Genomic DNA, 23,922 nt, shown 5'->3' on the forward strand with positions numbered 1-23,922 from the left:
GTCACTTGCTGTTTTTTAATGAAGCTTCCTTTTATGTTTCGGCACAGCCAAATCTTTGAAATGAGTGGCGAGGTCGTTTAATTGTTTGGAAAGAATTTCGCCTTCCATCGGCAGGCCGTGGCCGGTGATGGCTACCGCCGGCTGAAGAGATGCGAGTTCTTTGACAGACTTTTCAGCTTCCTCCCAATTATGAGTGAAGTATGCTGGGGGACCATGTACATGCTGGTGTTGAATAAACACAGCCATACTCGACTCTTGCTTCACTGTAATGAATGCATCTCCGGCAATGAGAGTTTTGTCCTTATCACGAAAAAGAGCGATATGCCCCGGTGTATGTCCAGGGGTGTGAATGAAGCGCCAATCTTCAAGAAAAGGAATGGTCCCATCGTTTGGAAGCGGATGGATGTATTTACTCAAATCGGCCTGATGAGTGGGGAAGAAAGGCGATAAAAGCGAAAATAACCCACCGCCGACGGTTGCATCACCAACAGGATAATCTCGTTTACCTGTGACATAATCCATCTCCATCGGATGAATATATATAGGGACTTTCCATTCATCTGCCAATTGCTTTGCTGAACCGACATGATCAAAATGGCCATGCGTCAGAATAATGGCTTTTGGTTTTGTTCGTCCGTATCTCTTTTCCGCAGCTTCCATAATCCGTTTACTATAATGTCCGATTCCACAATCTATGAGGACCCAATCCTCGGCACCCTCTTTACCAATAAAAATGACATTAACAATTAACGTGCGGTAAAAGGCGATATCATCCAACACTTGTTCAGCTTCTGCATGCCCCATATGATATTCTTCATTCGACTGATTCTCATGTTCCGTGTGATCCATGCCCATCACCTCTATATCCCATTGTTTTTAATTAGTGTAAGTCAGAGAAGAGGAATTATTCACCGGTCTTTTGTTAATTAGGACCGAGCCGTCACATGATAGTGCCAGGCACCAGAGTACAAATACGGGTGCCTGGCACCCCAACGTGGTAATCAGGTGCCAGGCTTTATGTGAAGAAAGGAACAAAAAAGACCGCCTCTTATATGATAAGAGACGGTTTGGGTTAATTCGCTTTATCGAGTGCTTGAACCTTTGCTTGCTTTGGGGTCAGTGTTTTCCCTGTCAATCCAAATAAAATCGTGAGCAATGGACTGAGTAAGCAGAAGAAAGCGAATGGCAGGTATTCAAGGACAGGTACCCCGAGAACACCAGATAAGAAGACACCACACACACTCCATGGTACAAGCGGATTGATAACGGTTCCGGCGTCTTCCAGTGTTCTGGACAAGTTTTTCCTTGCAAGTCCCGCTTTTTCATAGATGTCTTGGTAAGCTTCCCCTGTGAGCAAGATTGACAAGTATTGTTCACCTATGGCGATGTTGATTCCAATTGCTGTAAAGGCGGTAGACAGGGTAGCGGATCGCGCAGATTTTAACGATTCCTGTACGCGGGTCAAGATAGAAGGAATGATCCCAGTAACAAAGAACAGTCCTCCAAGAGCAAGGGCGAGAATAACTAAGGATACGGTGAAGAGCATGCCGTTCATTCCACCGCGTGTCAACAGATCGTTGACGATATCATTCCCTGAATTTCCTTGGAAGCCGTCAAACCATGTTCCGAATAGAGAGCCCCATTCCATAACACCGCGTATGCCGGCAATCAATGTAGCGACAATACTGCTGATGGCAAGGGATAAGAAAGCTGGGCGTTTGGTTACAGTCATGATTACAAGTAAAACTAATGGAATCCAGGAGCTCCAGTGCATCAAGCCTGTTTCACTAAGGCCGGCTTGAAACGTGTTCAGTTGCTCAACATCTGGACTTCCGTTTGGAGAAAGTATCATGAATAGGACAAAGGTAATCACAAAAGCAGGAATCGTTGTCCATGCCATGTTTTTTATGTGATCAAACAAATCGACTTTCACAACCGTCGAAGCCAGGTTGGTCGTATCGGATAGAGGAGACATTTTGTCACCAAAGAATGCCCCGGATACGATGGCTCCTGCTGTCATGGCTAATGATACATCCATCGATTGAGCGACCCCGATGAGTGCTACCCCGACCGTCGCTGCTGTTGTGAATGAGCTGCCCAAGGCAACACCGACAATGGCTGTTACAGCAAAAACAATGGCTAAAAACCATGGGCCTCCAGCTAGAAGAAAGCCTGCATTCATCAAAACAGGAATTGTTCCACTAGCCATCCAGCTCGCAATGAGGACACCAATGACAAAAAATAGCAGGATTGCTCCCATTCCAGTCTGTGCTCCTTGAGTCATCCCGTACTGTAGATCTTTGAAGCTCATTTTTTTCAAAGACCCATAGGCAATCATAATGAGGATTCCGATCAGAATCGGGATGTGTGGAACGGTTTGAATATCGATGATAAAATAACTGATTATTCCAATGGTTACGAGTAATAGTAATGTTGATTCAATGATGCCTGGTAGCTTTTTTGGCTGAAGATGAAGCATATGAATTCCCCCTCAAGTTTTATTATTCTTTACTCCCTGGGCGCGTTTATAAAAAATAAAAGCCCCGTCCCTGAATAAACAGGGACGAAGCTTTCACTCCGCGGTACCACCCTTGTTGGTAAATTTCTTTACCCACTCTGTTGGTGTATCATTGGTCTGGAATTCTGTAATTCGATGGAAGGAGGCCCAAGTTCACACCAACCACTTGGTCTCTGTTCTGCTGCTCTCGAACCATCTACTTCGGAATTCATGATACGATCTATTCTTTTTTTGCTTAAACGCTTTTAAGCAGTGAAGTATTGTGTGTTTATCATAGATTATTTTTCATAGGATGTCAACGGATTTTTTTATTAGGTGAACCTTCAAATTGTATCACTTGTTGTGTATAATAGTGGAAATTTGGATGGACAGGGGGGAGGAAGGATGGAGTCACAAGCCATACGCACAACGGCTTCTTCTACTCGTTTACATATGGTCAAAAAAGGGATGATCGCAGGTTTTCCGATCATGCTGGGCTATTTACCAATCGCTTTAACTTATGGTGTCTTAGCGAGCCGGACCGGGATGACGAATCTTGAGCTTACATTAATGAGTGTCCTTGTGTTTGCTGGTGCTGCTCAATTTCTTGCGGTAGGGATGGTGGCAACGGGAACAGGAATGATTGAAATCATTATCGCTACGTTTGTCCTGAATTTCAGGCATTTTGTCATGAGTTTATCTTTTGTTAACCGTTTGAAAAAGGTGGCCCTAAGAGCGAAAATCCCTCTTACCTTAGGATTGACGGATGAAACATTCACCATGTCCGCTCTGTATAGAAACGAAGCAAAAGAGAAATATGGAAGTTTATTTTATGCTTCATTAATTTTAACCGCTTATTTATCGTGGGTAGGGGGGTCTTATCTTGGTGGTGTTTTAGGGGATGTCATGCCATCAAAGTTAAGTGACAGCATGGGTGTAGCCTTATATGCCATGTTCATCGGACTTTTGATCCCTTCTGTGAAAAAGGATTTCAAAATTGCTGGCATCGCAGTACTCGCGATGTTGATTAATTTTATTTGTCAGTTTTGGGGAATGAGTCAAGGCTGGGCCATTGTTATGGGTACTGTTCTTGCAGGTTTCAGCGGAATTTGGATTCTTGAAGATGAGGGGGAGACAGAATGATCATCTGGATGGTTATCGGGATGGCAGTCGTTACAGCTGTTCCGAGGTTTTTACCCGCATTGATTGTTGGTTTTGTGACTTTCCCGAAATGGGTAGACCGATGGCTCAATGCTATTCCTTACGCTGCTCTCGGAGCACTTATATTTCCAGGGATCCTATCAGTAAAGCCTGATGCACCGCAAATCGGTGTAATCGCAGGATTAGTGGGAATTTTCCTTGCATGGTTGAATGTCCACATTATTTTTGTGGTACTTGGAGCCATTGCGTCTGTATTCTTGATGACATTATAATCACACCTGCCCACACAGTGCATATCGTATAGGGATACTTCCGAGAAAGGAATTGATCGTTATGCACCGACAATTTGGGTTTCCTTTCGGGCAGATTTTCGGATTTCCGACGCCCGGACAGGGAGGACAATTCGGCCCGGGTCAACCACCCCCAGGACCTCCTCCGGGTGGACCACCTTTTGGAGGCGGGCAAGGACAGCCACCATTTGGTGGAGGGCCTGGAGGACCTGGAGGGCCAGGCGGGCCTGGCATACAGCTTCCACCGCCACCGGATCAGCCGCCTAGTTCACAAGGGGCTTCATTGTTTGCTGTTGACCCTGGATCATTATATGGCTGTCTCTATCGATACACGTGGATGACTCTTGTTAACGGTCGCTCGTTCTGGTTCTACCCGACTTTCATCGGCCGCACTTCTGTAGCTGGTTATCGCTGGCAGCGTCGCCGTCGTCAGTGGGTTTACACAGGCTTCGATACACGACAAATTTCTAGTTTCCAATGTAGATAAACCGCAAATAAAAGGTGATGTCACTCTTGGCATCATCTTTTTGTTACAATAAGAATTAATTAGAGGAAGAAGGGACGATCTCCATATGCCTGAAGTAAGAGCTGCCCGCTTTGAGGATGCTGAAACGATTGCAGAAATTCATGTAAAGAGTTGGAAATCAACATATAAAGACTTGATTGATGAAAGGGATTTAAGCAATACGACGGTTGAGCACCGTATTGCCCTTTGGGAGACGGTGCTCAGAACTCCTGTAAATGGACAGATTGCCTATGTTATTGAAAATGACCATGGCGAAGTCGTAGGCTTTGTTTCTGGAGGAAAAGAAAGGACAAAGAACTATGGCTATGACGGGGAAATTTATGCGATTTACTTGCTGGATGATTATCAGGGGAAGGGGTATGGAAAAGAAATGCTCCGGGTATTCTCAAACGGGATGCTTGAAGCAGGGTACCAATCCCTTCTTGTATGGGTGCTGACCAATAACCCTTCCAGTCAATTTTACATAAAGTATGGAGCAGATCCCGTAGAAGCTGAAAGAGTTACAATCGGTCAAGGGACCTATGAAGAGACGGCTTATGGTTGGAGTGAGTTAAAAAGCTTGACCGATCGTTTAGCATAAACTAGATCATATTCGTCAAAAAGCCTGCCATCATCGGCAGGCTTTTTATGTCTCTTCTTCTTCATAGGGTTCGATATGGATGTGGGCATAGCCGATATTTTTCTCTTTTTCTAATCGTTCTTCTACTTCATCGGTAATGTCGTGACCTTCTTGCACAGTAATATCAGGGTTGACATGAATCGTGGCTTCGACAAGAGTTTTATTTCCCTGCATCCGTGCCTTGACATCTTTAACCGCCCAAACGTCAGGATGATCGGAAATGCTCTCGCGGATGTGTTCAATTTCTTCTTCATCATAACCATCTGTCAGACTGTGGGTGGCATCGACAAAAATGTCCCAAGCTGTTTTACAAATGATGAGTCCGACAATCAAACCAGCAAGGGGATCCAACCAGGAAATTCCGAACTGAGAACCGAAGATACCGATGCTTGCTCCTACACTTACTAAAGCATCTGATCGATTATCTTGAGCAGCTGCATACAAAGCATTGCTATCCACTTTTTTTGATAGGTTCAAGTTGTATCGGTAAACACCATACATGACAAAAGCCGCCACTAGAGCCGTCCATGCCGTGAGCAACGAAGGTTCACTGGCTTTTTGTTGAATTATATCCTGAACCGTACCGATGATCACTTCTATTCCAACAGTCATCATAATGAAGGCTGCGATGAGAGAGGCAATCGTTTCGGCGCGAAAGTGTCCGTAATGATGATCCTCATCCGGTGGTTTTCTTGAAATTTTAAGCCCGATCAAGACAGCCACTGATGCAATGACGTCAGTCGTATTGTTTAACCCATCCGCTCGGAGTGCTTCAGAGTTTCCTATGGAGGCGATGATCAATTTTGTCGTAGCAAGAACAAGGTATGCAATAATACTTACCCAGGCCCCACGTTCCCCTTTTTTTAAATTTGCATATTCATTCATGGGCTTTTACCTCCAGATCGATCAATTAGGCTTGATATAGCTTACCAAATAGAAGTTCAGTGGGTCTAGAGAAAAAAAGCTTTCCATGTTCATGTTAATTGCCTTCGCGCAAAACACCTTTATTTCAACTATTATGGAGATATTGTAAAGGTTTTATATAATATCTTGAATTTGAGAGTCTTGAGTTTGAGTTTTACTATGCGCGGGTATATAGTATCTGTGAATCCTGATCGTATCTTAGGAAATAATAAACAGGCATTCTTGGATTCCAATAGTATTCAAAAGGAGAGATTTTAGTGGCAAACGTAAAATTAGCGATCATTTATTACAGTTCCACAGGTACAAACTACAAAATGGCGCAATGGGCGGAAGATGCAGCTAAACAAGAAGGGGCAGATGTGAAACTGGTACGTGTCCCGGAGTTAGCTCCTATGGAAGCCATTGAACAGAATCCTGCATGGAAAGAGCATTACTTAGCTACGAAAGACGTTGTTCCAGAAGCAAAAATCGACGACCTTGATTGGGCTGACGCTGTTATTTTCAGTGTGCCTACCCGCTTTGGTAACGTTCCAGGGCAAGTGAAGCAATTTATGGATCAGGCAGGCGGACTTTGGTTCCAAGGAAAACTTGTGAACAAGGTTGTCAGTGCAATGACATCGGCTCAAAACGTGCACGGTGGGCAAGAGGCAACGCTGTTGAACTTTTATACGACGATGTTCCACTGGGGAGCCATCATTGCAGCGCCAGGTTACACAGACGATGCCGTGTTTGCTTCCGGAGGAAACCCATACGGTACGAGTGTGAGTGTAGATGGTGAAGGAAATATGAAAGAAGAAGTAGAAGGCGGTGTACGTCATCAAGTGAAACGTACAATAGATGTGGCAAGCAAATTCATTAACTAAATAATTGAGATAAGAGTATGGAACCTCCTGTGTTTCATACTCTTTTTTTACAATTGGGATCTTAACTAAAATCAATCTTGAGTGATCATGGAGCTATATTATAGGAAGTTTGGGGAATGAGGGCCCTTTTGTGAGTTTTATGGGTAAAGGCTGATGATTGCTGTTCTTTCTTCTAAATGTGACAAGGAGAGATGAGCGGATCCTATTTTATTCGAGAAAATAGAGATGTTCATAGAACTCTCTTAGGAATTTAGTAACTATTTTGTGGAAGTGAATTTTGGTAAATCCCTCTAGCAATAGGGTTGAGAGGTTTAAAATCTTTCAATATGGGAATCATAATACTAAATATTCAGAAAACTTGTTGCGAAATTCTATTATATCCTGCATAATGAAAAAAAGCATGAAGGGGGTAGTCTCATGAGAAAGCAAAAGATTGATTATGTTATCCGTCGCCACCCCGAGTACAAAGGGAAAGAGATTACGGCAAAGAGAGAGTTGTCCTTTGGAATACAGTTAGCCTCACGTCTGCTTTTAGATCAACTAAGTTATCAGTTTAATAAAGAACGTCTGGATAAGGAAATCAACCAGGCCATTGATAACGATGATCGCGATGAATTTGAACGCTTAAGTTATCATTATCAACCCTTCACATGGGAATAAGATAAAACCGTTGCTGATGCAGCGGTTTTTTTTGTGGCGTAAACAGACATTCATGAAGCTTTTCTCATTTTTAAAAGGATTTCAAGGTGGAATAGCTCTTTTGAAATGCAGTCAAGTTCGGTGAAAAGGGCATCAGTAACCATTGATGATACAGTGGCAGATGTTTGATTTACTGGTGGAGCAAACATCTGCCACTATTCAACAACTTCAAGCTGCAGTGGAAGACTTTTCGCAAGACCAAATGGAACTCGTCAAGGTAATTTCTTCAACGAACCACAGAGTGAATGAGCTGAGTTTTAGGAAAACAGCTTCGTAAGAGGGGAGAAGATATACAACATCTTCCTGTGAATGTTATAGTAAGGGTAACATCATAGACTAGGAAGGTAATACAATTGAAAAAAGTATGGATTCTAACCATTTTAAGTATCAGTTTGACGGCTTGTTCTTTTTCCTCATCAGGGAACGAACAACAGTCGAAAGAAGATGTTCCTGCTTCTTCCCAAAAGGAATCGGAACAAAATGCTGCTGATAAGGAAAATCAATCCTCTTCCTCTGAAGAAACCGAGGAGGCGCCTGCTGAAGAAGAAAAGGATACAGCGTCTGAGAAAACAGAAAAAGATAAAGTCTTAGAAGATGGAACGGTCGAAGTAGGAGAGCCAGAAAGTGTACAGGTGGTCGTCAACAAAACCAGGAAACTGCCGGGTGATTATGTACCTGAAGATTTGACAGTCCCGAATGTACCTTTTTACTTCACAGAAGACCATCCAAAAAAACAGATGAGAGAAGAAGCAGCACGTGCTCTAGAAGAGCTTTTTGCAGCTGCTGAACAAGATGGAATTGATTTAGTAGCCGCTTCCGGCTATCGTTCCTATGACCGTCAAAAAAGGATTTACGAAAGAAATGTAGAAGTTTATGGCAAAGAAGAAACGGATACATTCTCAGCACAACCGGGTACGAGTGAACACCAGACAGGACTTGCCATGGATGTCACTTCTGCTCAGGTTGCATTTAAACTGGAGCAATCCTTTGGTGAAACCACGGAGGGAGAATGGCTTGCGGACCATGCGCATGAATACGGGTTTATCATCCGTTATAGAGAAGGTGCCAAAGAAATTACTGGTTACATGTACGAACCCTGGCATTTGAGGTATGTAGGGAAAGAGATCTCTACAGATGTTCATGAACAGGCCGTAACGTTAGAGGAGTTTTTTGGTCTTTACCCGTCGGATGAATGAAAGAAAGCCATTTCTCCATCAAGAGAGAAATGGCTTTTTTAATAACAGATTCCAACACGGTGATTTAAAAAAGCTTGATTTTGTAATTCCTCATAAGTGAATAATGCCGTATCTGCCACGGTAATCTTATTGCCGTCTTCCGGAAGCAAATCGCGCTCAAATCGGATGTTGCCGTATCTTTCACCATCAGGCAAGTAAGTCGGACAAATGATCGTCCAGTCCAGGTTACTTTCCTGTAACCATTCATATACTTTCACATGTTCTTCCGCTGCAAATGTCTTCTTTCGTTTCGATTCCTTTGTCTGATAGCGGTATTTTCCTTCTTCAAACCTGCTATTGAGAATGCCTGCCGTTCCAATGGTGACGATTCGCTTGATCCCTTCTTCTTTCATCGCTTTTATGATCAAAGGTACACTCTTTGATAGAGTGTCCGTCTTATCTGTGTTCAAGGCACTTATGACTGCATCACAGTTGGCGATCGTCTTTTTGACGTCCTCTTCATTTTTCGCATCACCAATAATGAAATCCGCTCCAGAGATAACTTCCATTGCCCGCTTTTCATCACGTACGAGCGCTTTTACTTCCATCCCATCATCCAGAGCTAATCGTACAATTTCAGATCCTACTCTTCCTGTTCCACCGAATAAAGCCAGTTTCATTAAATCACCTCAAAGATTTGTAAAGTTTAATCATGACTACGTAATAATGTAAAAATTCCTTGCTATGCTTGTCTCAAAAGAATGTAGATGGGGGATATGACCATGAAGAAGAAGCCCGTTTGGAGCTGGATGCTCTATGATTTTGCCAATTCAGCTTTTGCTACGACCATCATGGCTGCTGTTTTACCTGTATTCTATTATGATGTAGCAGCTAAAGGTGTTCAAGAATCTTTAGCTGCAAGCTATTGGGGATATTCCCAATCCATTGCCGTTTTAATCGTTGCGATCCTTGCTCCCATTCTTGGAGCAATCAGTGATTATTCGGCAGCGAAGAAAAGGTTTTTAATGTTCTTTGCGTATATGGGCATGATTGCTAGCGTTTTGCTTGCCTTTGTTGGAGAAGGGGATTATATCTTTGCCTCTATATTATTGATCGTAGGGACCATTGGGTTTTCAGGGGCTAATGTATTTTATGATGCTTTTTTACCGGAAATAGCTAATGAGAAAGATATCGACCGCATTTCCGCAGCTGGTTTCACATTAGGGTATGTCGGTGGCGGGGTTCTCTTGGCCATCAACTTGCTGATGATTATGAAGTATGAATGGTTCGGGCTGCCTAGTACCTTGATAGGTACGAAGCTTGCTTTCTTATCTGTAGGTATTTGGTGGTTTGTTTTTTCCATCCCTCTTATGAAAAACGTTGTAGAGGAAAAGAAGATGCAGCAAAAACGGGAGAGCTCTTATGTAGCCATCGGTTTTCAACGCCTTGGTCGGACATGGAAGGAATTGAGACAATTTAAGCAGCTCCTCATCTTCTTATTGGCATTTTGGCTCTATAATGATGGAATTTCGACAATTATCAAAATGGCTACGATTTATGGAAGGGATATTGGGATTGATAGCACATCCCTGATTACGGCGTTACTCATCACTCAATTCGTTGGGATTCCATGTACATTCTTCTTTGGTTGGCTGGCAGGAAAAATAACTCCCAAACGTGCGCTCATGCTATCATTATCGATCTATTTGGTCATCGTAGCACTTGGGTATTTTATGACCTCGGCTCTTCATTTTTACATCCTGGCTGTGTGTGTAGGTTTCGTGCAAGGTGGAGCTCAGGCTTTAAGTCGTTCCATTTTTGGGCGAATGGTTCCAGGAGATCGTCATGCGGAGTTCTTTGGTTTTTACGGCATCTCTTCAAAATTCGCTGCCATTTTTGGACCGTTTGTCTTTGCACTTGTCGGACAATTGACAGGGTCCAGCCGTTTTGGCATTCTGTCTCTCGTGTTCTTCTTTATCGTCGGCATGATCCTTTTATACGTGCTTGATGTAGATAAAGGGGTGGAGCAGGCGCAGGCCTACACCCGCTCTGATGAAGAACCCATCATTCGTTCGTAGTTTACACAATTGGTTGACTGTACTGGTTGATCAGCATTTTATCAAGGGGTTCCCCCGTATCATACGAAATGTTTCCGACGATTTCTTCAATGTGAGCCAATGTGTCTGGGGAACCTGTTTTCCAATACTCGAAGATATACTGAAATAGAAGGGTACCTTCCTTTTTAGCCTGTTCATATAAATCCAAAAATGATTCGGTGCGCTTTTCATTCGTTGCCGGATGATACCATTCCATATGGCTCTCATTCATAAAATCTCTTTTTTCTCGAATGGGCTGATGGGAGAATGAAGATACGAGCGAACCGAACCATTGATTCTTCCATTTCCACGGGTCATATAACACCCTTTGAGCCGCTTGTATATGGAAAAAGGATTCTTGAACCACTTTCTTTTTATGTTTCGTCGTTATTTCAGGGTGATGATCGGAAAGGAGTAAATGCATAAAGGAAGAAATCGGACGGATTTGCTTTCCGATTTTAATTTCCTTATGGACCGGGTTTTTCCATGTTTCTAAATTCCTCTCACGATCGAGCATGACTGTATCTAAGAGTACTTCTAGTTCCTGGTGTTTATTCTCTTCATAACCTGCGTGGTAATGAACGTAAGGATGAGTATGACGGTCAAGGATATGATGACTCACAAAACCAAGGATAAAGGCTTGAAGGGAGTTTTTCTCTGACTTTCCTCGTTTAATCATATCCATCAAAAAAGGGCCGCATTTTTCCGTATGCAACAACATCCCGATTTCTGCTACCTCTTTGTCAGGTAGAAAAGGCAGGAAATTATGATAAAAGAACGGGTCAGGACCCTGGGCTCCCATATGTAAAGAGGCCGAGGAAGTTTCTAAAACGTCTTTCCTATCAAGCTCCTCGCACAATTGATCCACAAACAGTATATGTGTCCATATATTAGGCATCATCATTCTCCATTCTTTATAAAATTCCCTTCCACTAAATGGCAGGTTTGTGGAAGACTCAGTTTCGAGACTTTTATTGAGTGGATGGGGGCTACGTGGAATAGCTCGCTTTCCGCGGGAGCGCGGTGAGCCTCCTCGGACTGCGTCCTGTGGGGTCTCACCAAGCACTTTTTTCCCGCAGGAGTCTCGCCATCCCCCTCCGCCCCTTGCCATGTGAGTGTCTCGAAACCACTTCTCAGTAACTCTGCTTGTATGCTCAAATGATTGGGGTAATATATACGATTCATTGGTAATTTCGAGCATGAAAGCTTGATATAGAGCGCTTTATGCTTCTAACAGTGGGATAGTGGATGACAATCCAACTTGGAAAAGGGGTTCGTTTCTCACATTCATCGAATGGGGTGGTTGGGAAGCTGCGAGGCTCCCGTGGGAGAAGGAGATAGGCGAAATCCCGCAGGACGTAGTCCGAGGAAGCTCGACGCTCCCCAGCCAACCCTAACGCTCAACCAGGCAACGAACCCCGGAAACATCTCGAAACTGAGTGTTCCACAATCGGGAGCTTTCATGGAAGTGTGAGTTCAAAAAAAAGAGCCTTTCTGCAAAGGCTCTTTTCACCACTTTTTACCCACTTGAGAGATCAAGCAAGGAAGGACGATATGTACCTTTGCTTGATGAATTCATTATACATAAATATCTGAAAAATGTAAATAATCAGACTTATAAAATGAAGAAAATTGTCAAAAAGAACGGGCTTCTGGTGATTGTTCAAAAGATTCTTGATACAATGAAGGGGCATGCAATGATTTGAACAAAGGGAGGATATTCATGGATTATCGCATTGAAAAAGATACCATAGGAGAAATCAAAGTACCGAGCGAAAAGTTTTGGGGAGCTCAAACACAGAGAAGCAAACAAAACTTCCCAATCGGCGATGAGAAAATGCCGGAAGAAGTTGTCGAGGGCTTTGCAATCCTTAAAAAAAGCGCGGCCAAAGCAAATGCAGCACTTGGGTTGCTTGAAGAGGAAAAAGCAGACGCTATTGCTTATGCGGCGGATCTCATTATTGCTGGAGAATTGGACGAGCATTTCCCTCTTGTCGTCTGGCAGACGGGGAGCGGGACGCAATCCAATATGAATGTGAATGAAGTCATCGCATACGTGGGTTCACAATGGTTGGAGGATAAAGGTAGTGAAACGCGTCTCCACCCGAATGATGATGTAAATAAATCTCAAAGTTCGAATGATACTTATCCGACAGCGATGCATATTGCGTCTGTCAGAAAGGTCGAGGATGTCGTTCTTCCAGCCTTGATCCAATTCAAACATACATTACAAGAAAAAATGGAAGCGTTTAACGATATCGTTAAGATTGGACGCACTCACTTACAGGATGCCACTCCATTAACACTCGGTCAGGAAATCAGTGGTTGGCACCGCATGCTTGAAAAAACAGAAAAAATGCTTATAGAAAGCACAGAATATGTAAAAGAGCTTGCGATCGGTGGAACAGCTGTAGGTACGGGATTGAATGCTCATGAAGATTTTTCTGAACAGGTTGTGTCTCAAATTAATGAGGCCACAGGAAAAGGCTTTATTTCCGCACCGAATAAATTCCATGCACTCACCTCCCATGACGAACTCGTCCACACACATGGCGCATTGAAAGCATTAGCTGCAGATCTCATGAAAATTGCCAATGATGTAAGATGGCTTGCGAGTGGACCTCGTTGTGGAATTGGTGAAATAACAATTCCTGCCAATGAACCAGGAAGTTCCATCATGCCTGGTAAAGTGAACCCAACCCAAAGTGAAGCCGTTACGATGGTTGTGGCACAGGTCATGGGGAATGACGCGACCATCGGTTTTGCTGCGAGTCAGGGGAACTTTGAGTTGAACGTATTCAAACCGGTAATCGCTTATAACTTCTTACAGTCTGCACAACTTCTTGCGGACAGCATCGTTTCTTTCGATGAACGTTGTGTAAGCGGACTGGAACCGAATCATGAACAAATAGAAAAATACCTGCGTGATTCCTTAATGCTGGTGACTGCTCTTAATCCTCATATTGGATATGAGAATGCAGCGAAAATTGCAAAAACAGCTTTTGAAAAAGATCAGACACTAAAAGAAACAGCAGTTGAGCTAGATATTCTTACCGAAGATCAATTCGAAGAATACGTTGACCCTAAAGCGATGACGAAGCCAAACGCGAAGTGAATTTTTATGTTGTTAGCCATGTTTATTAGCCTAATATAATTTCTCCAGTAATTACCACCTGTTTTTTTGACATAAAAACAACCAGACCGACCCATACTACGATTACACAAGACAGGAGGTGAGACACATGGCTAACAACAACAGTTCAAACGAGTTGGTTGTACCTGGTGTACAACAAGCTCTAGACCAAATGAAATATGAAATCGCACAAGAATTTGGCGTACAACTTGGTGCTGACTCTACATCCCGTGCTAACGGTTCTGTAGGTGGTGAGATCACTAAGCGTCTTGTCCAAATGGCTGAGCAGCAGTTCGGCGGACAACAATACAAATAAATATTTGTGACGAAGGAGGAAGGGTGCGCCCTTCCTCCTTATTTTTTGGATGTCTTGAAGCATTCATACGTTGCACGAAGATTGAATTCTTTAGATCGTTTTGAAAGAAGTGGCGAGTAATGCAAGAATGTGGTGTATGCAATGGATGGGCAGCTTCTGAAAGGCCCTGCCCGAAATGCGAAGGAACGATGCGAGATCAAGGGCGTGTCACGGATTTCTTGGATGATTATAGTCCTTATCTTGATCAGAAATATACAGACCTTGTGGATGGTGACTTGAATTCATCCATCACGGAAGAATGTGTCCATTTATTTGTTTGCGAAGATTGTGGTTTGAATGATATTCAAGCCACATAAAAAAACGCAGCCAACAAGGCTGCGTTTTTATTTTTTTAGCGGATACGTAATTCAGAGTCTTTATCAAAGAAGTGAACTTTGTTCATATCAATGGCCAATGTAATCTGATCCCCACCATTAATATCAGAACGGGAGTCTACACGAGCGATGAAGTCTTGATCATTCAATTTGGAGTATAAGTAGGACTCAGATCCCATCAATTCTGCTACTTCAATGTCTGCAGTGATTTTCTTGTCCTGGTTTGCATCAATAAACACAGGCTCATCATGCATATCTTCCGGTCTTACACCAAGAATGACTTCTTTGCCGATATAGTTTTGTTCACGAAGAGGTTTCATTTTTCCTTCAGGAACTGCGATTTTCACTTCTCCCAATTCGATATGTCCATCCGCAAGTTTTCCATTTAGGAAGTTCATAGCCGGGGAACCGATAAATCCGCCGACAAAAACATTTTCAGGTTTGTCATAAACATCTTTTGGTGCGCCTACCTGTTGGATAACGCCGTCTTTCATAACGACAAGTCGTGTAGCCATCGTCATCGCCTCTGTTTGGTCGTGCGTGACGTAGATGGTCGTTGTTTGAAGGCGTTGGTGCAACTTCTGGATTTCCGCACGCATCTGAACACGTAGCTTTGCATCAAGGTTGGAAAGAGGCTCGTCCATCAAGAATACTTTTGCATCTCGGACAATCGCACGACCAAGAGCAACACGTTGTCTCTGACCACCTGACAGCGCTTTCGGTTTACGATCAAGTAAAGCCTCAAGACCAAGGATTTGCGCCGCATTATTTACGCGTTTTTCTATTTCACTTTTATCCATCTTACGGAGTTTCAAACCGAATGCCATGTTATCATAGACGTTCATGTGTGGGTACAATGCATAGTTTTGGAAAACCATCGCGATGTCTCGGTCTTTCGGAGCTACATCGTTCATGCGTTTTTCATCAATCATGAAATCTCCGTTTGTAATTTCTTCAAGACCTGCAATCATACGAAGCGTTGTAGATTTACCACAACCGGATGGACCAACGAATACGATAAACTCTTTATCTTTAATGTGTAAGTTGAAATCATCTACCGCTTTAACACTTTTATCATAAACTTTATCAATATTGTTCAGTTTTATTTCTGCCATTTTAAATCCCCCTAGAAAATTGAAATCGCTTTCTTGATTGATTACAGTGTATCGAAGTTTCTGAAAACGGTAAATGGACAAAGTGCACAAACCTGTGAAGGGGTGGTTTGTGCACTTTGTCGATTGTCAGTATTCCATGTGTAATAATGCGAGATACGTAATGACCGCTCCCTCGAATTGTTTAATATCAAGGCCCGTTTTTTCAATGAATTTGTCCACTCGATATTGCAAGCTGTTTCTGTGCATATACAGTTTTTTAGCAGCTAGAGACGTATTAGAACCAGATTCCAGGAAGATCCGGATGGTCTGCAATAATTCCTTGTCCTTTTCGATGTCCTTAAAGATAGATCTACGAATATGTTCCCACTCTTCTTCTGGAAGTGCGTCTATATATAAGTAGGGGATAATATCCTTATAGGTAATAATTGAACCTAGTTTATGTTCTTTGGCTATTCTTGCTCCGTGGTGAGCCCACTTCAATATGTTTGAGGCATTCTCCTGTGTTGAAGTGAATTCACTAATAAAGAAATGGATATCTGTATAAAAATCACTGCTTAAAACATCTGCCATGCCTTCAAACTCCATGATTTCCTGATCCTTAGATAGAATTTCTTCGATGATGACCCCTTCACGGTCCGATGTCCATAAGAGAGGCATTTCTTGAGGAAATAAAGATTGAAGGGCTTCCTTTACAATATTTTTCTCTGCTTCAGCATCCTCGATGGAAAAGAGAACAAAACGAAAGGATACCGGCCACATCATTTCTTGAGCCGCTTCTTTTTTATAAAGGAGTGATGACCAATGCTTCTCCCTTTCCGTCATGGTGGATTCTTCTGAGCTTAAAGGCTTGAGAAAGATGGAGAGCAATTCAGAAGATTGCTGATCAAGTTCATCTTTTTTAATTCCCACAATTTCAGCGTCTTCGGTTTGGAACCATTTGTAGTCCGTATGGTTGTCAAACCCGAGTTTATTTATAGTGATTGAAGGGTATAATCGTTTAAGTTGGTCTATAACTGACATGAATCTCTTCCTTTTTGGTTGGATATTTACTATTATAGTAATACAATGGACAAAATCCGCAAAGCGTTGAAGGTATAAAACTTTGTACCTGAAGAGAGGAGGAGAAGGAATTGGATCAAGTGAAGGATAAAAGTATCTACGGTCCTGAAACGAAAAACCGTTTAAAAAGGATAGAAGGTCAAGTTCGTGGTGTCCTCAAAATGATGGATGAAGATAAGGATTGTAAAGATGTTATTACCCAGTTGTCAGCCGCACGTTCTGCGATGGACCGTGCGATTGGATATATTGTAGCAAAGAATTTAGAAGGCTGTATTCGTGATGCACATGAGGAAGGCGAATCAGCGGAAGAACTAATTAACGAAGCTGTACAGATGATTGTTAAAAGCCGGTAAAGAAGAAAGCTGTCTCCTGTTGCGTCTGATGAAAGGCAAACAGGGGACAGCTTTTTCTTTTCATTGATCCACTTTTTGCTCAGGAATTTCGTGAGCTTCTCCGATTTGTTCATGCCCGTAGACAGGTTTAATCGTACCACCTGCCATCCCTTCATTGATCATCCGGTCGACATCAAGTTCGAATTTCCCCTTACCTTCGGGTGCTGCTTGTTTTTTATGCTTATCCATGGTAATCCACCTCCTCCTTTCATTTTGCCCGGATTCTGAAATTCAATGAACGAACGAGGAGCATAAACTTGTCTTTTCCCTTCATATCCTTGTAGTAAGGGAGGAGATCAAATGCAGGGCTATCGTGAGTCCTTTATCCAAAGGCTGCAAAGGTCGATCGAAGAAGAATGGAAGGATCATGATTTTTACAGCCGGCTAAAAGGGGATACAAGTAACCGTTTATTCAGGGACTATATTAAGCATGTGGAAGACGATGAATTAAAACATTATCGGATGTTTCAATCTCTTCACTTGCAGTTGACAGGAAAATATCATGAATTTGAACCTGAGACGATCAGTTATCGCTCTTTTGAGAATGGAGTGGTCAGGGCTCAACAAGATGAATTCAAAGCAGCCGAGATGTACAGGGAAATGCTGTTTATGGCCCCTACACCCGGCGCTTATCATGCATTATTTACAGCCATGATGGATGAGATGGAGCATGCGACTCGGTTCGGTACCATTTATGGAAGACTAAAATAATTCCAATTTGAAGGCCATGTCTATATAAGGCCTTTTTTGTTTGGTGTTTTACCGTTGGCACTTGGCTTTTATATGGATTATACTTGGTACACCATGTGTAGAAAGAGGTTGGGACATGAATCCTGTTTTATTAATTTTAATGATGATCGGAATCGGGGCCTTGATCGGAGGGCTTACCAATTCATTAGCTATAAAAATGTTATTCCGACCATACCGAGCTATTCATATCGGTAACTACCGTCTTCCTTTTACCCCGGGACTGATCCCTAAACGACAAAAGGAATTAGCCCAACAATTAGGGAAAATGGTTGTGAATCATCTATTAACTCCCGAAGGTATCCGTCGAAAACTCACTCATTCAAGTTTTAAGGCGCAGATGACTACATGGGCGAAAGATGAAGTTCAAACGGTGCTCAAAAAAGAAGACACGTTAAAAGAAGTGCTCGAAAGGTTTCATATTGACGTTTCGTCCGCTTTGATTCAAAGTCATGTTTCTCAATGGGTGGAACATCACTATGAATCGCTTATGAACGAATATCGTGAAAAGACGGTCGAGGAGTTGTTAACCTCTCAGTTACGAGAAAGGGCAGATCGCGGGGTGGACCAGGCGGCTGCTCATATTCAGGCAAGTATAGAAAATTACTTCCGGAGTTACGAAGGGAAAGAGAAAGTGGCTGCTTTAATCGATAACTACTTGGATAATCAAGGGTTTCTCGGTAACATGATTTCATCGTTCATGGGTCCGGATGGTCTCACAGAACGTATATACCCATTAATTCTCAAATATGTTTCTGATCGAGAGATGAAAGATTGGCTGGAAACGATGTTGCATGCAGAGAAAGATAAACTTTTAACCAAGCGAGTGGGATGGTTTGAAGATCAAATCGGGCGTGAAACATTGGGCACAAAGCTCGGAGAAGTTGTAGCTCATGCCTTGCCGGTGGATCAATGGATGGGAAAAACGGTGAAGGAGTGGACAAGTCCTTATGAAGAAAAAATTCTGGATACTTTCGTTCCTGCAGCCGTTGATCAAATCAGTGAACTGATATCATCCAAGGTGGAGAGCATGATGACACAGCTACGATTATCTGAAATTGTCCAGGAGGAAGTCGAAGCTTTCCAAGTTGACCGTCTCGAAGAAATGGTCCTCGGTATTTCCAGAAGGGAGTTCAAGATGATCACCTATCTGGGTGCTTTGCTAGGAGGAATGATCGGCTTGCTACAAGGCATTATTGTGCTATTTTTCGGATAATAGTGTATTCCTATACAGACGTATAGGAGTTTGTTATAGTGGGGGAGGAGTGTCAGAACGAAATTTTAGGAGGTTCTTATTTTTATGGCAAATCTATATGATTACGCGTATGATCTAGAAAAAGCAATCCGCAACAGTGAAGAATTCAACGGATTGAAAGAAGCATATGAAGCAGTAATGAACGACGAAGCTGCTAAAAAAATGTTCGACGATTTCCGTCAAACACAAATCACGCTTCAACAAAAGCAGATGCAAGGAGAAGAAATTTCTGAGGAAGAAGTAGAACAGGCTCGTAAAGTCGTTGAGCTCGTACAACAACACCCTCAAATCTCCAAGCTAATGGAAGAAGAGCAACGCTTAAACACAGTCATCAACGACATCAGCCGTATCATTACGAAACCTCTTGAAGAGCTTTACGGCAATCCTGAAGAACCACAACAATAAATAAAAAGAAAAAGGAGCTGGTGAACCAGCTCCTTTTTTATATCCGCAATTCCTAACTGTGGGTCATTTTGGGTAGGTTTGTATTCAGCGAGCAGCCGATAAGCCCTCTATATTTCATCTCTACGAGAGCTCTTTCGACTGGATTTTTTGTCGTCTCTTGCAGGAAAGTGGGTGCTCCGTGACGAAAAGCTAAAACATGAAGAATTTTTCCATATATAGGAGGAAAATCATGAAGCATTTCATTGTAGAGGAAAAGGGAAATGTGGTTCATTTGAAAATCGCCCGAGGAGAAAAATATAATGCATTGAATGCGGAACTATTAGCGGAATTCGCTGAAGCAGCCCGTGAAGTGAGGCGGTCTGAGGCTCAGATTGTACTTCTGTACGGAGAGGGAGAAGGCTTCTGCGCAGGTGGAGATTTGAGCATGATGAAAGAGGTGTCTGACAGGAATACGTATGATGAAGTTATGGACAATATCGAAACAATCGTGAAAACCTTCTATTCCATGCAGAAAATTGTTATTTCTGCTTTACATGGACCTGTCGTAGGCCTAGGCTTAAGTATCGCATTATCTGCTGATTATGTTATAGCGGAACCCGACGCCAATTTATCTATGAACTTCATAGGTATTGGATTGGCACCAGATGGTGGAGGTCATTTTTGGTTACAGGAACGTTTAGGAACACACCAGGCAAAACATTTCGCTTGGGAAGGTCAGCAAATGAGAGCCAAAGAAGCTTATGATCATAAACTTGTGGATATTGTTGTCAATGGTCCTGTTCAAGAAGAGGGCGCGCGTCTGGCGGAAGAGTGGGGCAGCCGTCCATTGAAATCCATGATTGCTACAAAAGAAATTTATCATCAACATGGGATGGAACGGTTATCCCGCTATTTGGAGAAGGAGCGTGAAACCCAATGGCGGTTACTTCAAACGAATGATCATCAAGAAGGTGTTGAAGCCTTCTTGAATAAAAGAAAACCAGAGTTCCAAGGCAAATAATAAAAAGTCGCGCCGAGAGCGCGACTTTTTATGGTTTTAAAGTTTTTTGGGTTATCTGTGGAACAAAACCAAATGTCCTTCAGGTGCAGCGCAGCGGTGAGTATGATGGCTATACCCTTTCTCTTCCAGTTTCTCTGACCCTATTTTTTTTGCCTGGTCATCATCTTCTGCTTGAAAAGTTTCATCGAGGACATTGGTACCATCTTTCTCGAATACAGTTAAGTAGTATGTCTTCATTGTTGTGCCTCCTTGAATGAATAGGTACTCATTATTTACTTTTGTCATACAACGTCGATATTCCTGCTTGAACAGTAAATTTTCATCAAAAAATCACCCATCCCATTCTTTCACAATAGCTCCCGATTGTGGAAGACTCAGTTTCGAGATGTTTTCGGGGTTCGTTGCCTGGTTGAGCGTTAGGGGTGGCTGGGAAGCCACTCGCTTTCCTGTGGGGGAGCGCCCAGCTTCCTCGGACTGCGTCCTGTGGGATCTCGCCTATCTCCTTCTCCCACGGGAGTCTCGCAGCTTCCCAACCCCCCCATTCCATGTAAGGGAGAAACGAACCCCTGCACCAAGTTGGATTGTCTCCCACTATTAGAAGTGTAAAGTGCTCTGTATCAAGTCTTTACGTACTCTGGAGCGGTTTATACAATCCGCTTCTTCAATCATAAAGACTGATTATTGCGGAAGTGGTTTTGAGAATCTTCCATGGCAAAGGGGCGGAGGGGAATGGCGAGACTCCTGCGGGAACAGAGTGCTTGGTGAGACCCCGCAAGGCGTTTAGCCTGAGGAGGCTCACCGCACTCCCGCGGAAAGCGAGTCATTACCCGCAGCCTCACCCACTCAACATAAGTCTCGAAATCAAATTTTCCACAATCATGCCATATTCTTTAATAGCAATATTTTTTGTAAGGAAGAAGGATTATTGAAACCAATGAGTTAGAAATTACGTACATAAGGTGAAAAGGGGGAGAAATGATGACGTTACGATTGGAGAATGTCACAAAAAAGTTTGGGTCGTTTACAGCTGTTAATGACTTGTCATTAGAGATTCCAGAAAAGCAGATCTTTGGTTTTCTCGGTGCGAACGGAGCGGGTAAAACCACAACCTTCCGTATGGTTCTCGGTTTGTTGGATCAAACCAAAGGTGAAATATCGTGGAACGGTGGGGATATTGGTTACGACCAAAGTCATTTAATCGGGTATTTACCGGAGGAAAGAGGACTTTATCCTAAGCTGAAGGTTCAGGAGCAGTTGGTTTATTTAGCGAAATTAAGAGGGATGAAGAAAGCTGAGGCTGTTCAACAGATTGAAAGCTGGCTTGAACGATTTAAAGTCCCCGAATACAAAAATAAGAAAGTTGAAGAATTATCGAAAGGAAATCAACAAAAAATTCAGTTCATCTCAGCTGTGTTACATAAACCGAAATTGTTGATTTTGGATGAGCCTTTTTCAGGTCTTGACCCTGTTAACGTTGAAATGCTGAAAAAAGCAGTCATTGATTTGAAAGAATCCGGTACATCGATTGTGTTTTCCTCCCACCGGATGGAGCATGTAGAGGAGTTGTGTGAAAGTCTGTGTATTCTTCATCACGGTTCACCCGTGGTGCATGGGAAGTTGAAAGAAATTAAAAAATCATTCGGGAAAAAGAATGTGAAAGTCATCGCAGATTTTGATCTTGCATTTTTGGAGAGTATTCCTGGAGTTACGAAATATAAGCCCCTGGGGGATGGCTGTGAAATCCAGATTGAGAGTGAGGAAATTGCACAGCGCGTTTTTGAGGAACTTCAAGGAAAAGGGTTTGTACGAAAATTTGATCTGGAAGAGCCGACTTTGAATGATATCTTTATTGAGAAGGTGGGTGCTTCTTATGAATAAGTTCTTTATCATGGTTGCCCAGACCTATAAAAACCGCGTAAAATCCAAATCTTTCCTAATTACCACGATTGTTACTGTTGCACTTATTTTCGCTTTATCGAATTTGCAATCCCTGATTGAGACGTTCAGCGATGTGGATGAAGAAAAGAAAGTGGCTGTTGTGACAGACAATGAGGACTGGTTTCAATCATTAAATCAAGTCCTGTCGATGAATGAGAATCTTAGTATTGAGAAATACACTGGAAGTCTTGAGGAAGCTCAAACGGCAGTAGAAGAAGGGGACTTTCAATCTGTCGTAGAAGTAGAACAAGGAGAAGAGGGGTTGCCTGAAGCGACTTATTATGCAAATAAAATCGCAAACACTGGGGAAAGTGATCCTGTCAGACAGGCTCTTCAACAAGTGAAGGTTCAGTATGTGACTGAGCAGGCCAATGTCGATCCTGCAATCATTCAACAGATGAATGCCCCTGTGAATTTTGAACTGGTAGCTCTTGAAGAGAGTGCAAAAACGGCAGAAGAGCTCAACCAGACGCGCGGCCTTGTGTATGTGATGCTCTTTTTCTTATATTTTTCTGTCATCATGTATGGGCAGATGATCTCTACGGAAGTAGCAACAGAAAAATCAAGTCGTGTCATGGAAATTTTAGTTTCAAGCGTATCCCCCGTATCCCAAATGTTTGCCAAAATTTTTGGGATTGCTTTGTTAGGTTTGACTCAATTCGCAATCCTTATTTTGGCTGGATACTTAGGCATCCAACAAAGCAAGACCCTTGGGGATGGTTCGATGCTGGAGTTTTTCGGTTTCACTGACATCAACCCTGGCACAATCATCTATGCCGTCGTATTCTTCATTCTCGGCTATTTGCTTTATGCTACTTTAGCGGCGACTTTGGGGTCGCTCGTCAGTCGCTTGGAGGATGCGCAGCAATTATTGGCACCTATGATTATGCTGATTGTAGCTGGTTTTCTTATTGCGATGTTTGGCCTTGGAATTCCTGATTCCACCTTCATTACGGTCAGTTCTTATTTCCCGTTCTTTACACCACTGATTATGTTTTTACGTGTAGGAATGTTGGAAATCCCAATTTGGGAAGTCGCTTTATCTATTGGTATTCTCATCGGTTCCATTCTTCTGCTTGCGTTGATTGGAGCTCGGGTCTATCGTGGCGGTGTACTGATGTATGGGAAATCCACTTCCTTAAAAGATTTAAAAACAGCTTTGCAACTCTCTAAAAAAGAAAAGTAGAAAAAACCCCTTAACGAAGGGGTTTTTTTATTTGATTAAGAAATGTTAGAGATCCTCCTTATGGATGGCTCGTCCTGAAGAACTTAAGGTGATGATTATACGTCCGTGTTTTATGAGAACGTGCATTCGGTTTTGGGCTCTGTTAAAATAAA

Annotated in this window: 27 protein-coding genes; 18 read left to right on the forward strand and 9 right to left on the reverse strand. The window is 42.7% G+C overall.

Annotation, left to right across the window (positions count from 1 at the left end; genetic code table 11):
• Window positions 1–15: 15 nt before the first annotated feature.
• Together GLV98_RS16595 and nhaC are read right to left on the reverse strand one after the other, a co-directional pair.
• A complete protein-coding gene (locus tag GLV98_RS16595; RefSeq protein ID WP_160917187.1) occupies window positions 16–849 on the reverse strand; it encodes an MBL fold metallo-hydrolase in 834 nt (277 codons plus the stop codon).
• A 223-nt stretch (window positions 850–1,072) separates the two neighbouring features.
• Window positions 1,073–2,479: a Na+/H+ antiporter NhaC gene (gene nhaC / locus GLV98_RS16600; protein ID WP_160917188.1), complete on the reverse strand. Its 1,407-nt coding sequence runs from the start codon at window positions 2,477–2,479 to the stop codon at window positions 1,073–1,075.
• A gap of 423 nt (window positions 2,480–2,902) precedes the next feature.
• Between nhaC and GLV98_RS16605 the strand changes: the two genes are divergently transcribed.
• From GLV98_RS16605 to GLV98_RS16620, 4 genes are all read left to right on the forward strand, one after another.
• Window positions 2,903–3,640, forward strand: a complete 738-nt coding sequence (locus GLV98_RS16605) for an AzlC family ABC transporter permease (protein ID WP_160917189.1) — start codon at window positions 2,903–2,905, stop codon at window positions 3,638–3,640.
• Window positions 3,637–3,930: an AzlD domain-containing protein gene (locus GLV98_RS16610; RefSeq protein WP_160917190.1), complete on the forward strand. Its 294-nt coding sequence runs from the start codon at window positions 3,637–3,639 to the stop codon at window positions 3,928–3,930. Before GLV98_RS16605 ends, GLV98_RS16610 begins: the two co-directional genes overlap by 4 nt.
• Before the next feature lie 61 nt (window positions 3,931–3,991).
• Window positions 3,992–4,435, forward strand: coding sequence for a hypothetical protein (locus tag GLV98_RS20045; protein WP_202410112.1), 444 nt, complete (start codon window positions 3,992–3,994; stop codon window positions 4,433–4,435).
• 85 nt (window positions 4,436–4,520) lie between these two features.
• Window positions 4,521–5,054 (forward strand): GNAT family N-acetyltransferase, encoded by a 534-nt coding sequence (locus tag GLV98_RS16620; protein WP_160917192.1) that lies wholly within the window; start codon window positions 4,521–4,523, stop codon window positions 5,052–5,054.
• Window positions 5,055–5,099: 45 nt separating this feature from the next.
• On the opposite strand, the gene GLV98_RS16625 is transcribed toward GLV98_RS16620, so the two are convergent.
• Window positions 5,100–5,978: a cation diffusion facilitator family transporter gene (locus GLV98_RS16625; RefSeq protein ID WP_160917193.1), complete on the reverse strand. Its 879-nt coding sequence runs from the start codon at window positions 5,976–5,978 to the stop codon at window positions 5,100–5,102.
• Window positions 5,979–6,274: 296 nt separating this feature from the next.
• Here GLV98_RS16625 and wrbA point away from each other — a divergent pair, with 296 nt between their 5' ends.
• The 3 genes from wrbA (at window position 6,275) to GLV98_RS16640 (ending at window position 8,775) form a co-directional block, all read left to right on the forward strand.
• Window positions 6,275–6,880, forward strand: a complete 606-nt coding sequence (wrbA, locus tag GLV98_RS16630) for an NAD(P)H:quinone oxidoreductase (RefSeq protein WP_160917194.1) — start codon at window positions 6,275–6,277, stop codon at window positions 6,878–6,880.
• A gap of 417 nt (window positions 6,881–7,297) precedes the next feature.
• Window positions 7,298–7,540 carry an IDEAL domain-containing protein gene (locus tag GLV98_RS16635; RefSeq protein ID WP_160917195.1) on the forward strand — a complete coding sequence of 81 codons (243 nt, stop codon included), beginning with the start codon at window positions 7,298–7,300 and terminating at the stop codon, window positions 7,538–7,540.
• 392 nt (window positions 7,541–7,932) lie between these two features.
• Complete coding sequence (locus GLV98_RS16640) at window positions 7,933–8,775, forward strand: M15 family metallopeptidase (RefSeq protein ID WP_160917196.1); 843 nt, start codon at window positions 7,933–7,935, stop codon at window positions 8,773–8,775.
• Between the two features lie 38 nt (window positions 8,776–8,813).
• On the opposite strand, the gene GLV98_RS16645 is transcribed toward GLV98_RS16640, so the two are convergent.
• A complete protein-coding gene (locus GLV98_RS16645) occupies window positions 8,814–9,434 on the reverse strand; it encodes an NAD(P)-dependent oxidoreductase (protein ID WP_160917197.1) in 621 nt (206 codons plus the stop codon).
• Between the two features lie 102 nt (window positions 9,435–9,536).
• Between GLV98_RS16645 and GLV98_RS16650 the strand changes: the two genes are divergently transcribed.
• Window positions 9,537–10,832: an MFS transporter gene (locus GLV98_RS16650; RefSeq protein ID WP_160917198.1), complete on the forward strand. Its 1,296-nt coding sequence runs from the start codon at window positions 9,537–9,539 to the stop codon at window positions 10,830–10,832.
• A 1-nt stretch (window position 10,833) separates the two neighbouring features.
• Here GLV98_RS16650 and GLV98_RS16655 read toward each other — a convergent pair whose 3' ends face one another.
• A complete protein-coding gene (locus tag GLV98_RS16655; RefSeq protein ID WP_160917199.1) occupies window positions 10,834–11,748 on the reverse strand; it encodes a zinc dependent phospholipase C family protein in 915 nt (304 codons plus the stop codon).
• An 825-nt stretch (window positions 11,749–12,573) separates the two neighbouring features.
• Between GLV98_RS16655 and fumC the strand changes: the two genes are divergently transcribed.
• The 3 genes from fumC to GLV98_RS16670 all read left to right on the forward strand — a co-directional run bounded on the left by fumC (window position 12,574) and on the right by GLV98_RS16670 (window position 14,655).
• Window positions 12,574–13,965 (forward strand): class II fumarate hydratase, encoded by a 1,392-nt coding sequence (gene fumC, locus GLV98_RS16660; protein WP_160917200.1) that lies wholly within the window; start codon window positions 12,574–12,576, stop codon window positions 13,963–13,965.
• Window positions 13,966–14,092: 127 nt separating this feature from the next.
• Entirely contained in the window at window positions 14,093–14,299 is a 207-nt protein-coding gene (locus tag GLV98_RS16665) for an alpha/beta-type small acid-soluble spore protein (RefSeq protein ID WP_089653219.1), read from the forward strand.
• Window positions 14,300–14,418: 119 nt separating this feature from the next.
• Window positions 14,419–14,655, forward strand: a complete 237-nt coding sequence (locus tag GLV98_RS16670) for a hypothetical protein (protein ID WP_160917201.1) — start codon at window positions 14,419–14,421, stop codon at window positions 14,653–14,655.
• A 35-nt stretch (window positions 14,656–14,690) separates the two neighbouring features.
• Here the strand turns inward: GLV98_RS16670 and GLV98_RS16675 are convergent, their stop codons facing one another.
• Both GLV98_RS16675 and GLV98_RS16680 read right to left on the reverse strand, forming a co-directional pair.
• Window positions 14,691–15,788 carry an ABC transporter ATP-binding protein gene (locus GLV98_RS16675; protein WP_089653223.1) on the reverse strand — a complete coding sequence of 366 codons (1,098 nt, stop codon included), beginning with the start codon at window positions 15,786–15,788 and terminating at the stop codon, window positions 14,691–14,693.
• A gap of 126 nt (window positions 15,789–15,914) precedes the next feature.
• A complete protein-coding gene (locus GLV98_RS16680; protein ID WP_160917202.1) occupies window positions 15,915–16,808 on the reverse strand; it encodes a PucR family transcriptional regulator in 894 nt (297 codons plus the stop codon).
• Between the two features lie 110 nt (window positions 16,809–16,918).
• Between GLV98_RS16680 and GLV98_RS16685 the strand changes: the two genes are divergently transcribed.
• Entirely contained in the window at window positions 16,919–17,200 is a 282-nt protein-coding gene (locus tag GLV98_RS16685; RefSeq protein ID WP_174787809.1) for a metal-sensitive transcriptional regulator, read from the forward strand.
• A gap of 60 nt (window positions 17,201–17,260) precedes the next feature.
• Here GLV98_RS16685 and GLV98_RS20050 read toward each other — a convergent pair whose 3' ends face one another.
• Window positions 17,261–17,428: a hypothetical protein gene (locus tag GLV98_RS20050; RefSeq protein ID WP_202410113.1), complete on the reverse strand. Its 168-nt coding sequence runs from the start codon at window positions 17,426–17,428 to the stop codon at window positions 17,261–17,263.
• 111 nt (window positions 17,429–17,539) lie between these two features.
• Between GLV98_RS20050 and GLV98_RS16690 the strand changes: the two genes are divergently transcribed.
• The 4 genes from GLV98_RS16690 (at window position 17,540) to GLV98_RS16705 (ending at window position 20,646) form a co-directional block, all read left to right on the forward strand.
• Window positions 17,540–17,950, forward strand: a complete 411-nt coding sequence (locus GLV98_RS16690; RefSeq protein ID WP_160917203.1) for a ferritin-like domain-containing protein — start codon at window positions 17,540–17,542, stop codon at window positions 17,948–17,950.
• Window positions 17,951–18,065: 115 nt separating this feature from the next.
• Entirely contained in the window at window positions 18,066–19,202 is a 1,137-nt protein-coding gene (locus GLV98_RS16695; protein WP_160917204.1) for a DUF445 domain-containing protein, read from the forward strand.
• 84 nt (window positions 19,203–19,286) lie between these two features.
• Window positions 19,287–19,646, forward strand: coding sequence for a YlbF family regulator (locus tag GLV98_RS16700; protein ID WP_089653229.1), 360 nt, complete (start codon window positions 19,287–19,289; stop codon window positions 19,644–19,646).
• A gap of 229 nt (window positions 19,647–19,875) precedes the next feature.
• Window positions 19,876–20,646, forward strand: coding sequence for an enoyl-CoA hydratase (locus GLV98_RS16705; RefSeq protein WP_160917205.1), 771 nt, complete (start codon window positions 19,876–19,878; stop codon window positions 20,644–20,646).
• 51 nt (window positions 20,647–20,697) lie between these two features.
• Here the strand turns inward: GLV98_RS16705 and GLV98_RS16710 are convergent, their stop codons facing one another.
• The gene (locus GLV98_RS16710; protein ID WP_160917206.1) at window positions 20,698–20,883 is read right to left on the reverse strand and encodes a YhzD family protein; all 186 of its coding nucleotides are present in this window, start codon (window positions 20,881–20,883) and stop codon (window positions 20,698–20,700) included.
• A 741-nt stretch (window positions 20,884–21,624) separates the two neighbouring features.
• Between GLV98_RS16710 and GLV98_RS16715 the strand changes: the two genes are divergently transcribed.
• Window positions 21,625–22,524: an ABC transporter ATP-binding protein gene (locus GLV98_RS16715; RefSeq protein ID WP_160917207.1), complete on the forward strand. Its 900-nt coding sequence runs from the start codon at window positions 21,625–21,627 to the stop codon at window positions 22,522–22,524.
• Window positions 22,517–23,770, forward strand: a complete 1,254-nt coding sequence (locus GLV98_RS16720; RefSeq protein WP_160917208.1) for an ABC transporter permease — start codon at window positions 22,517–22,519, stop codon at window positions 23,768–23,770. The genes GLV98_RS16715 and GLV98_RS16720 overlap by 8 nt, the downstream gene beginning before the upstream one ends.
• Window positions 23,771–23,922: the final 152 nt, after the last annotated feature.

Origin of the sequence: Halobacillus litoralis, from assembly GCF_009856415.1 — a bacterium.
Taxonomy (GTDB): domain Bacteria; phylum Bacillota; class Bacilli; order Bacillales; family Halobacillaceae; genus Halobacillus; species Halobacillus litoralis_C.

Bases quoted from the DNA above. Each gene is read 5' to 3' on its own strand.
- GLV98_RS16595 (WP_160917187.1), bottom strand. From the start codon at position 849: ATGGATCACACGGAACATGAGAATCAGTCGAATGAAGAATATCATATG.
- nhaC (WP_160917188.1), bottom strand. From the start codon at position 2,479: ATGCTTCATCTTCAGCCAAAAAAGCTACCAGGCATCATTGAATCAACA.
- GLV98_RS16605 (WP_160917189.1), top strand. From the start codon at position 2,903: ATGGAGTCACAAGCCATACGCACAACGGCTTCTTCTACTCGTTTACAT.
- GLV98_RS16610 (WP_160917190.1), top strand. From the start codon at position 3,637: ATGATCATCTGGATGGTTATCGGGATGGCAGTCGTTACAGCTGTTCCG.
- GLV98_RS20045 (WP_202410112.1), top strand. From the start codon at position 3,992: ATGCACCGACAATTTGGGTTTCCTTTCGGGCAGATTTTCGGATTTCCG.
- GLV98_RS16620 (WP_160917192.1), top strand. From the start codon at position 4,521: ATGCCTGAAGTAAGAGCTGCCCGCTTTGAGGATGCTGAAACGATTGCA.
- GLV98_RS16625 (WP_160917193.1), bottom strand. From the start codon at position 5,978: ATGAATGAATATGCAAATTTAAAAAAAGGGGAACGTGGGGCCTGGGTA.
- GLV98_RS16635 (WP_160917195.1), top strand. From the start codon at position 7,298: ATGAGAAAGCAAAAGATTGATTATGTTATCCGTCGCCACCCCGAGTAC.
- GLV98_RS16645 (WP_160917197.1), bottom strand. From the start codon at position 9,434: ATGAAACTGGCTTTATTCGGTGGAACAGGAAGAGTAGGATCTGAAATT.
- GLV98_RS16650 (WP_160917198.1), top strand. From the start codon at position 9,537: ATGAAGAAGAAGCCCGTTTGGAGCTGGATGCTCTATGATTTTGCCAAT.
- GLV98_RS16655 (WP_160917199.1), bottom strand. From the start codon at position 11,748: ATGCCTAATATATGGACACATATACTGTTTGTGGATCAATTGTGCGAG.
- fumC (WP_160917200.1), top strand. From the start codon at position 12,574: ATGGATTATCGCATTGAAAAAGATACCATAGGAGAAATCAAAGTACCG.
- GLV98_RS16665 (WP_089653219.1), top strand. From the start codon at position 14,093: ATGGCTAACAACAACAGTTCAAACGAGTTGGTTGTACCTGGTGTACAA.
- GLV98_RS16670 (WP_160917201.1), top strand. From the start codon at position 14,419: ATGCAAGAATGTGGTGTATGCAATGGATGGGCAGCTTCTGAAAGGCCC.
- GLV98_RS16675 (WP_089653223.1), bottom strand. From the start codon at position 15,788: ATGGCAGAAATAAAACTGAACAATATTGATAAAGTTTATGATAAAAGT.
- GLV98_RS16680 (WP_160917202.1), bottom strand. From the start codon at position 16,808: ATGTCAGTTATAGACCAACTTAAACGATTATACCCTTCAATCACTATA.
- GLV98_RS20050 (WP_202410113.1), bottom strand. From the start codon at position 17,428: ATGGATAAGCATAAAAAACAAGCAGCACCCGAAGGTAAGGGGAAATTC.
- GLV98_RS16690 (WP_160917203.1), top strand. From the start codon at position 17,540: ATGCAGGGCTATCGTGAGTCCTTTATCCAAAGGCTGCAAAGGTCGATC.
- GLV98_RS16695 (WP_160917204.1), top strand. From the start codon at position 18,066: ATGAATCCTGTTTTATTAATTTTAATGATGATCGGAATCGGGGCCTTG.
- GLV98_RS16700 (WP_089653229.1), top strand. From the start codon at position 19,287: ATGGCAAATCTATATGATTACGCGTATGATCTAGAAAAAGCAATCCGC.
- GLV98_RS16705 (WP_160917205.1), top strand. From the start codon at position 19,876: ATGAAGCATTTCATTGTAGAGGAAAAGGGAAATGTGGTTCATTTGAAA.
- GLV98_RS16710 (WP_160917206.1), bottom strand. From the start codon at position 20,883: ATGAAGACATACTACTTAACTGTATTCGAGAAAGATGGTACCAATGTC.
- GLV98_RS16715 (WP_160917207.1), top strand. From the start codon at position 21,625: ATGACGTTACGATTGGAGAATGTCACAAAAAAGTTTGGGTCGTTTACA.
- GLV98_RS16720 (WP_160917208.1), top strand. From the start codon at position 22,517: ATGAATAAGTTCTTTATCATGGTTGCCCAGACCTATAAAAACCGCGTA.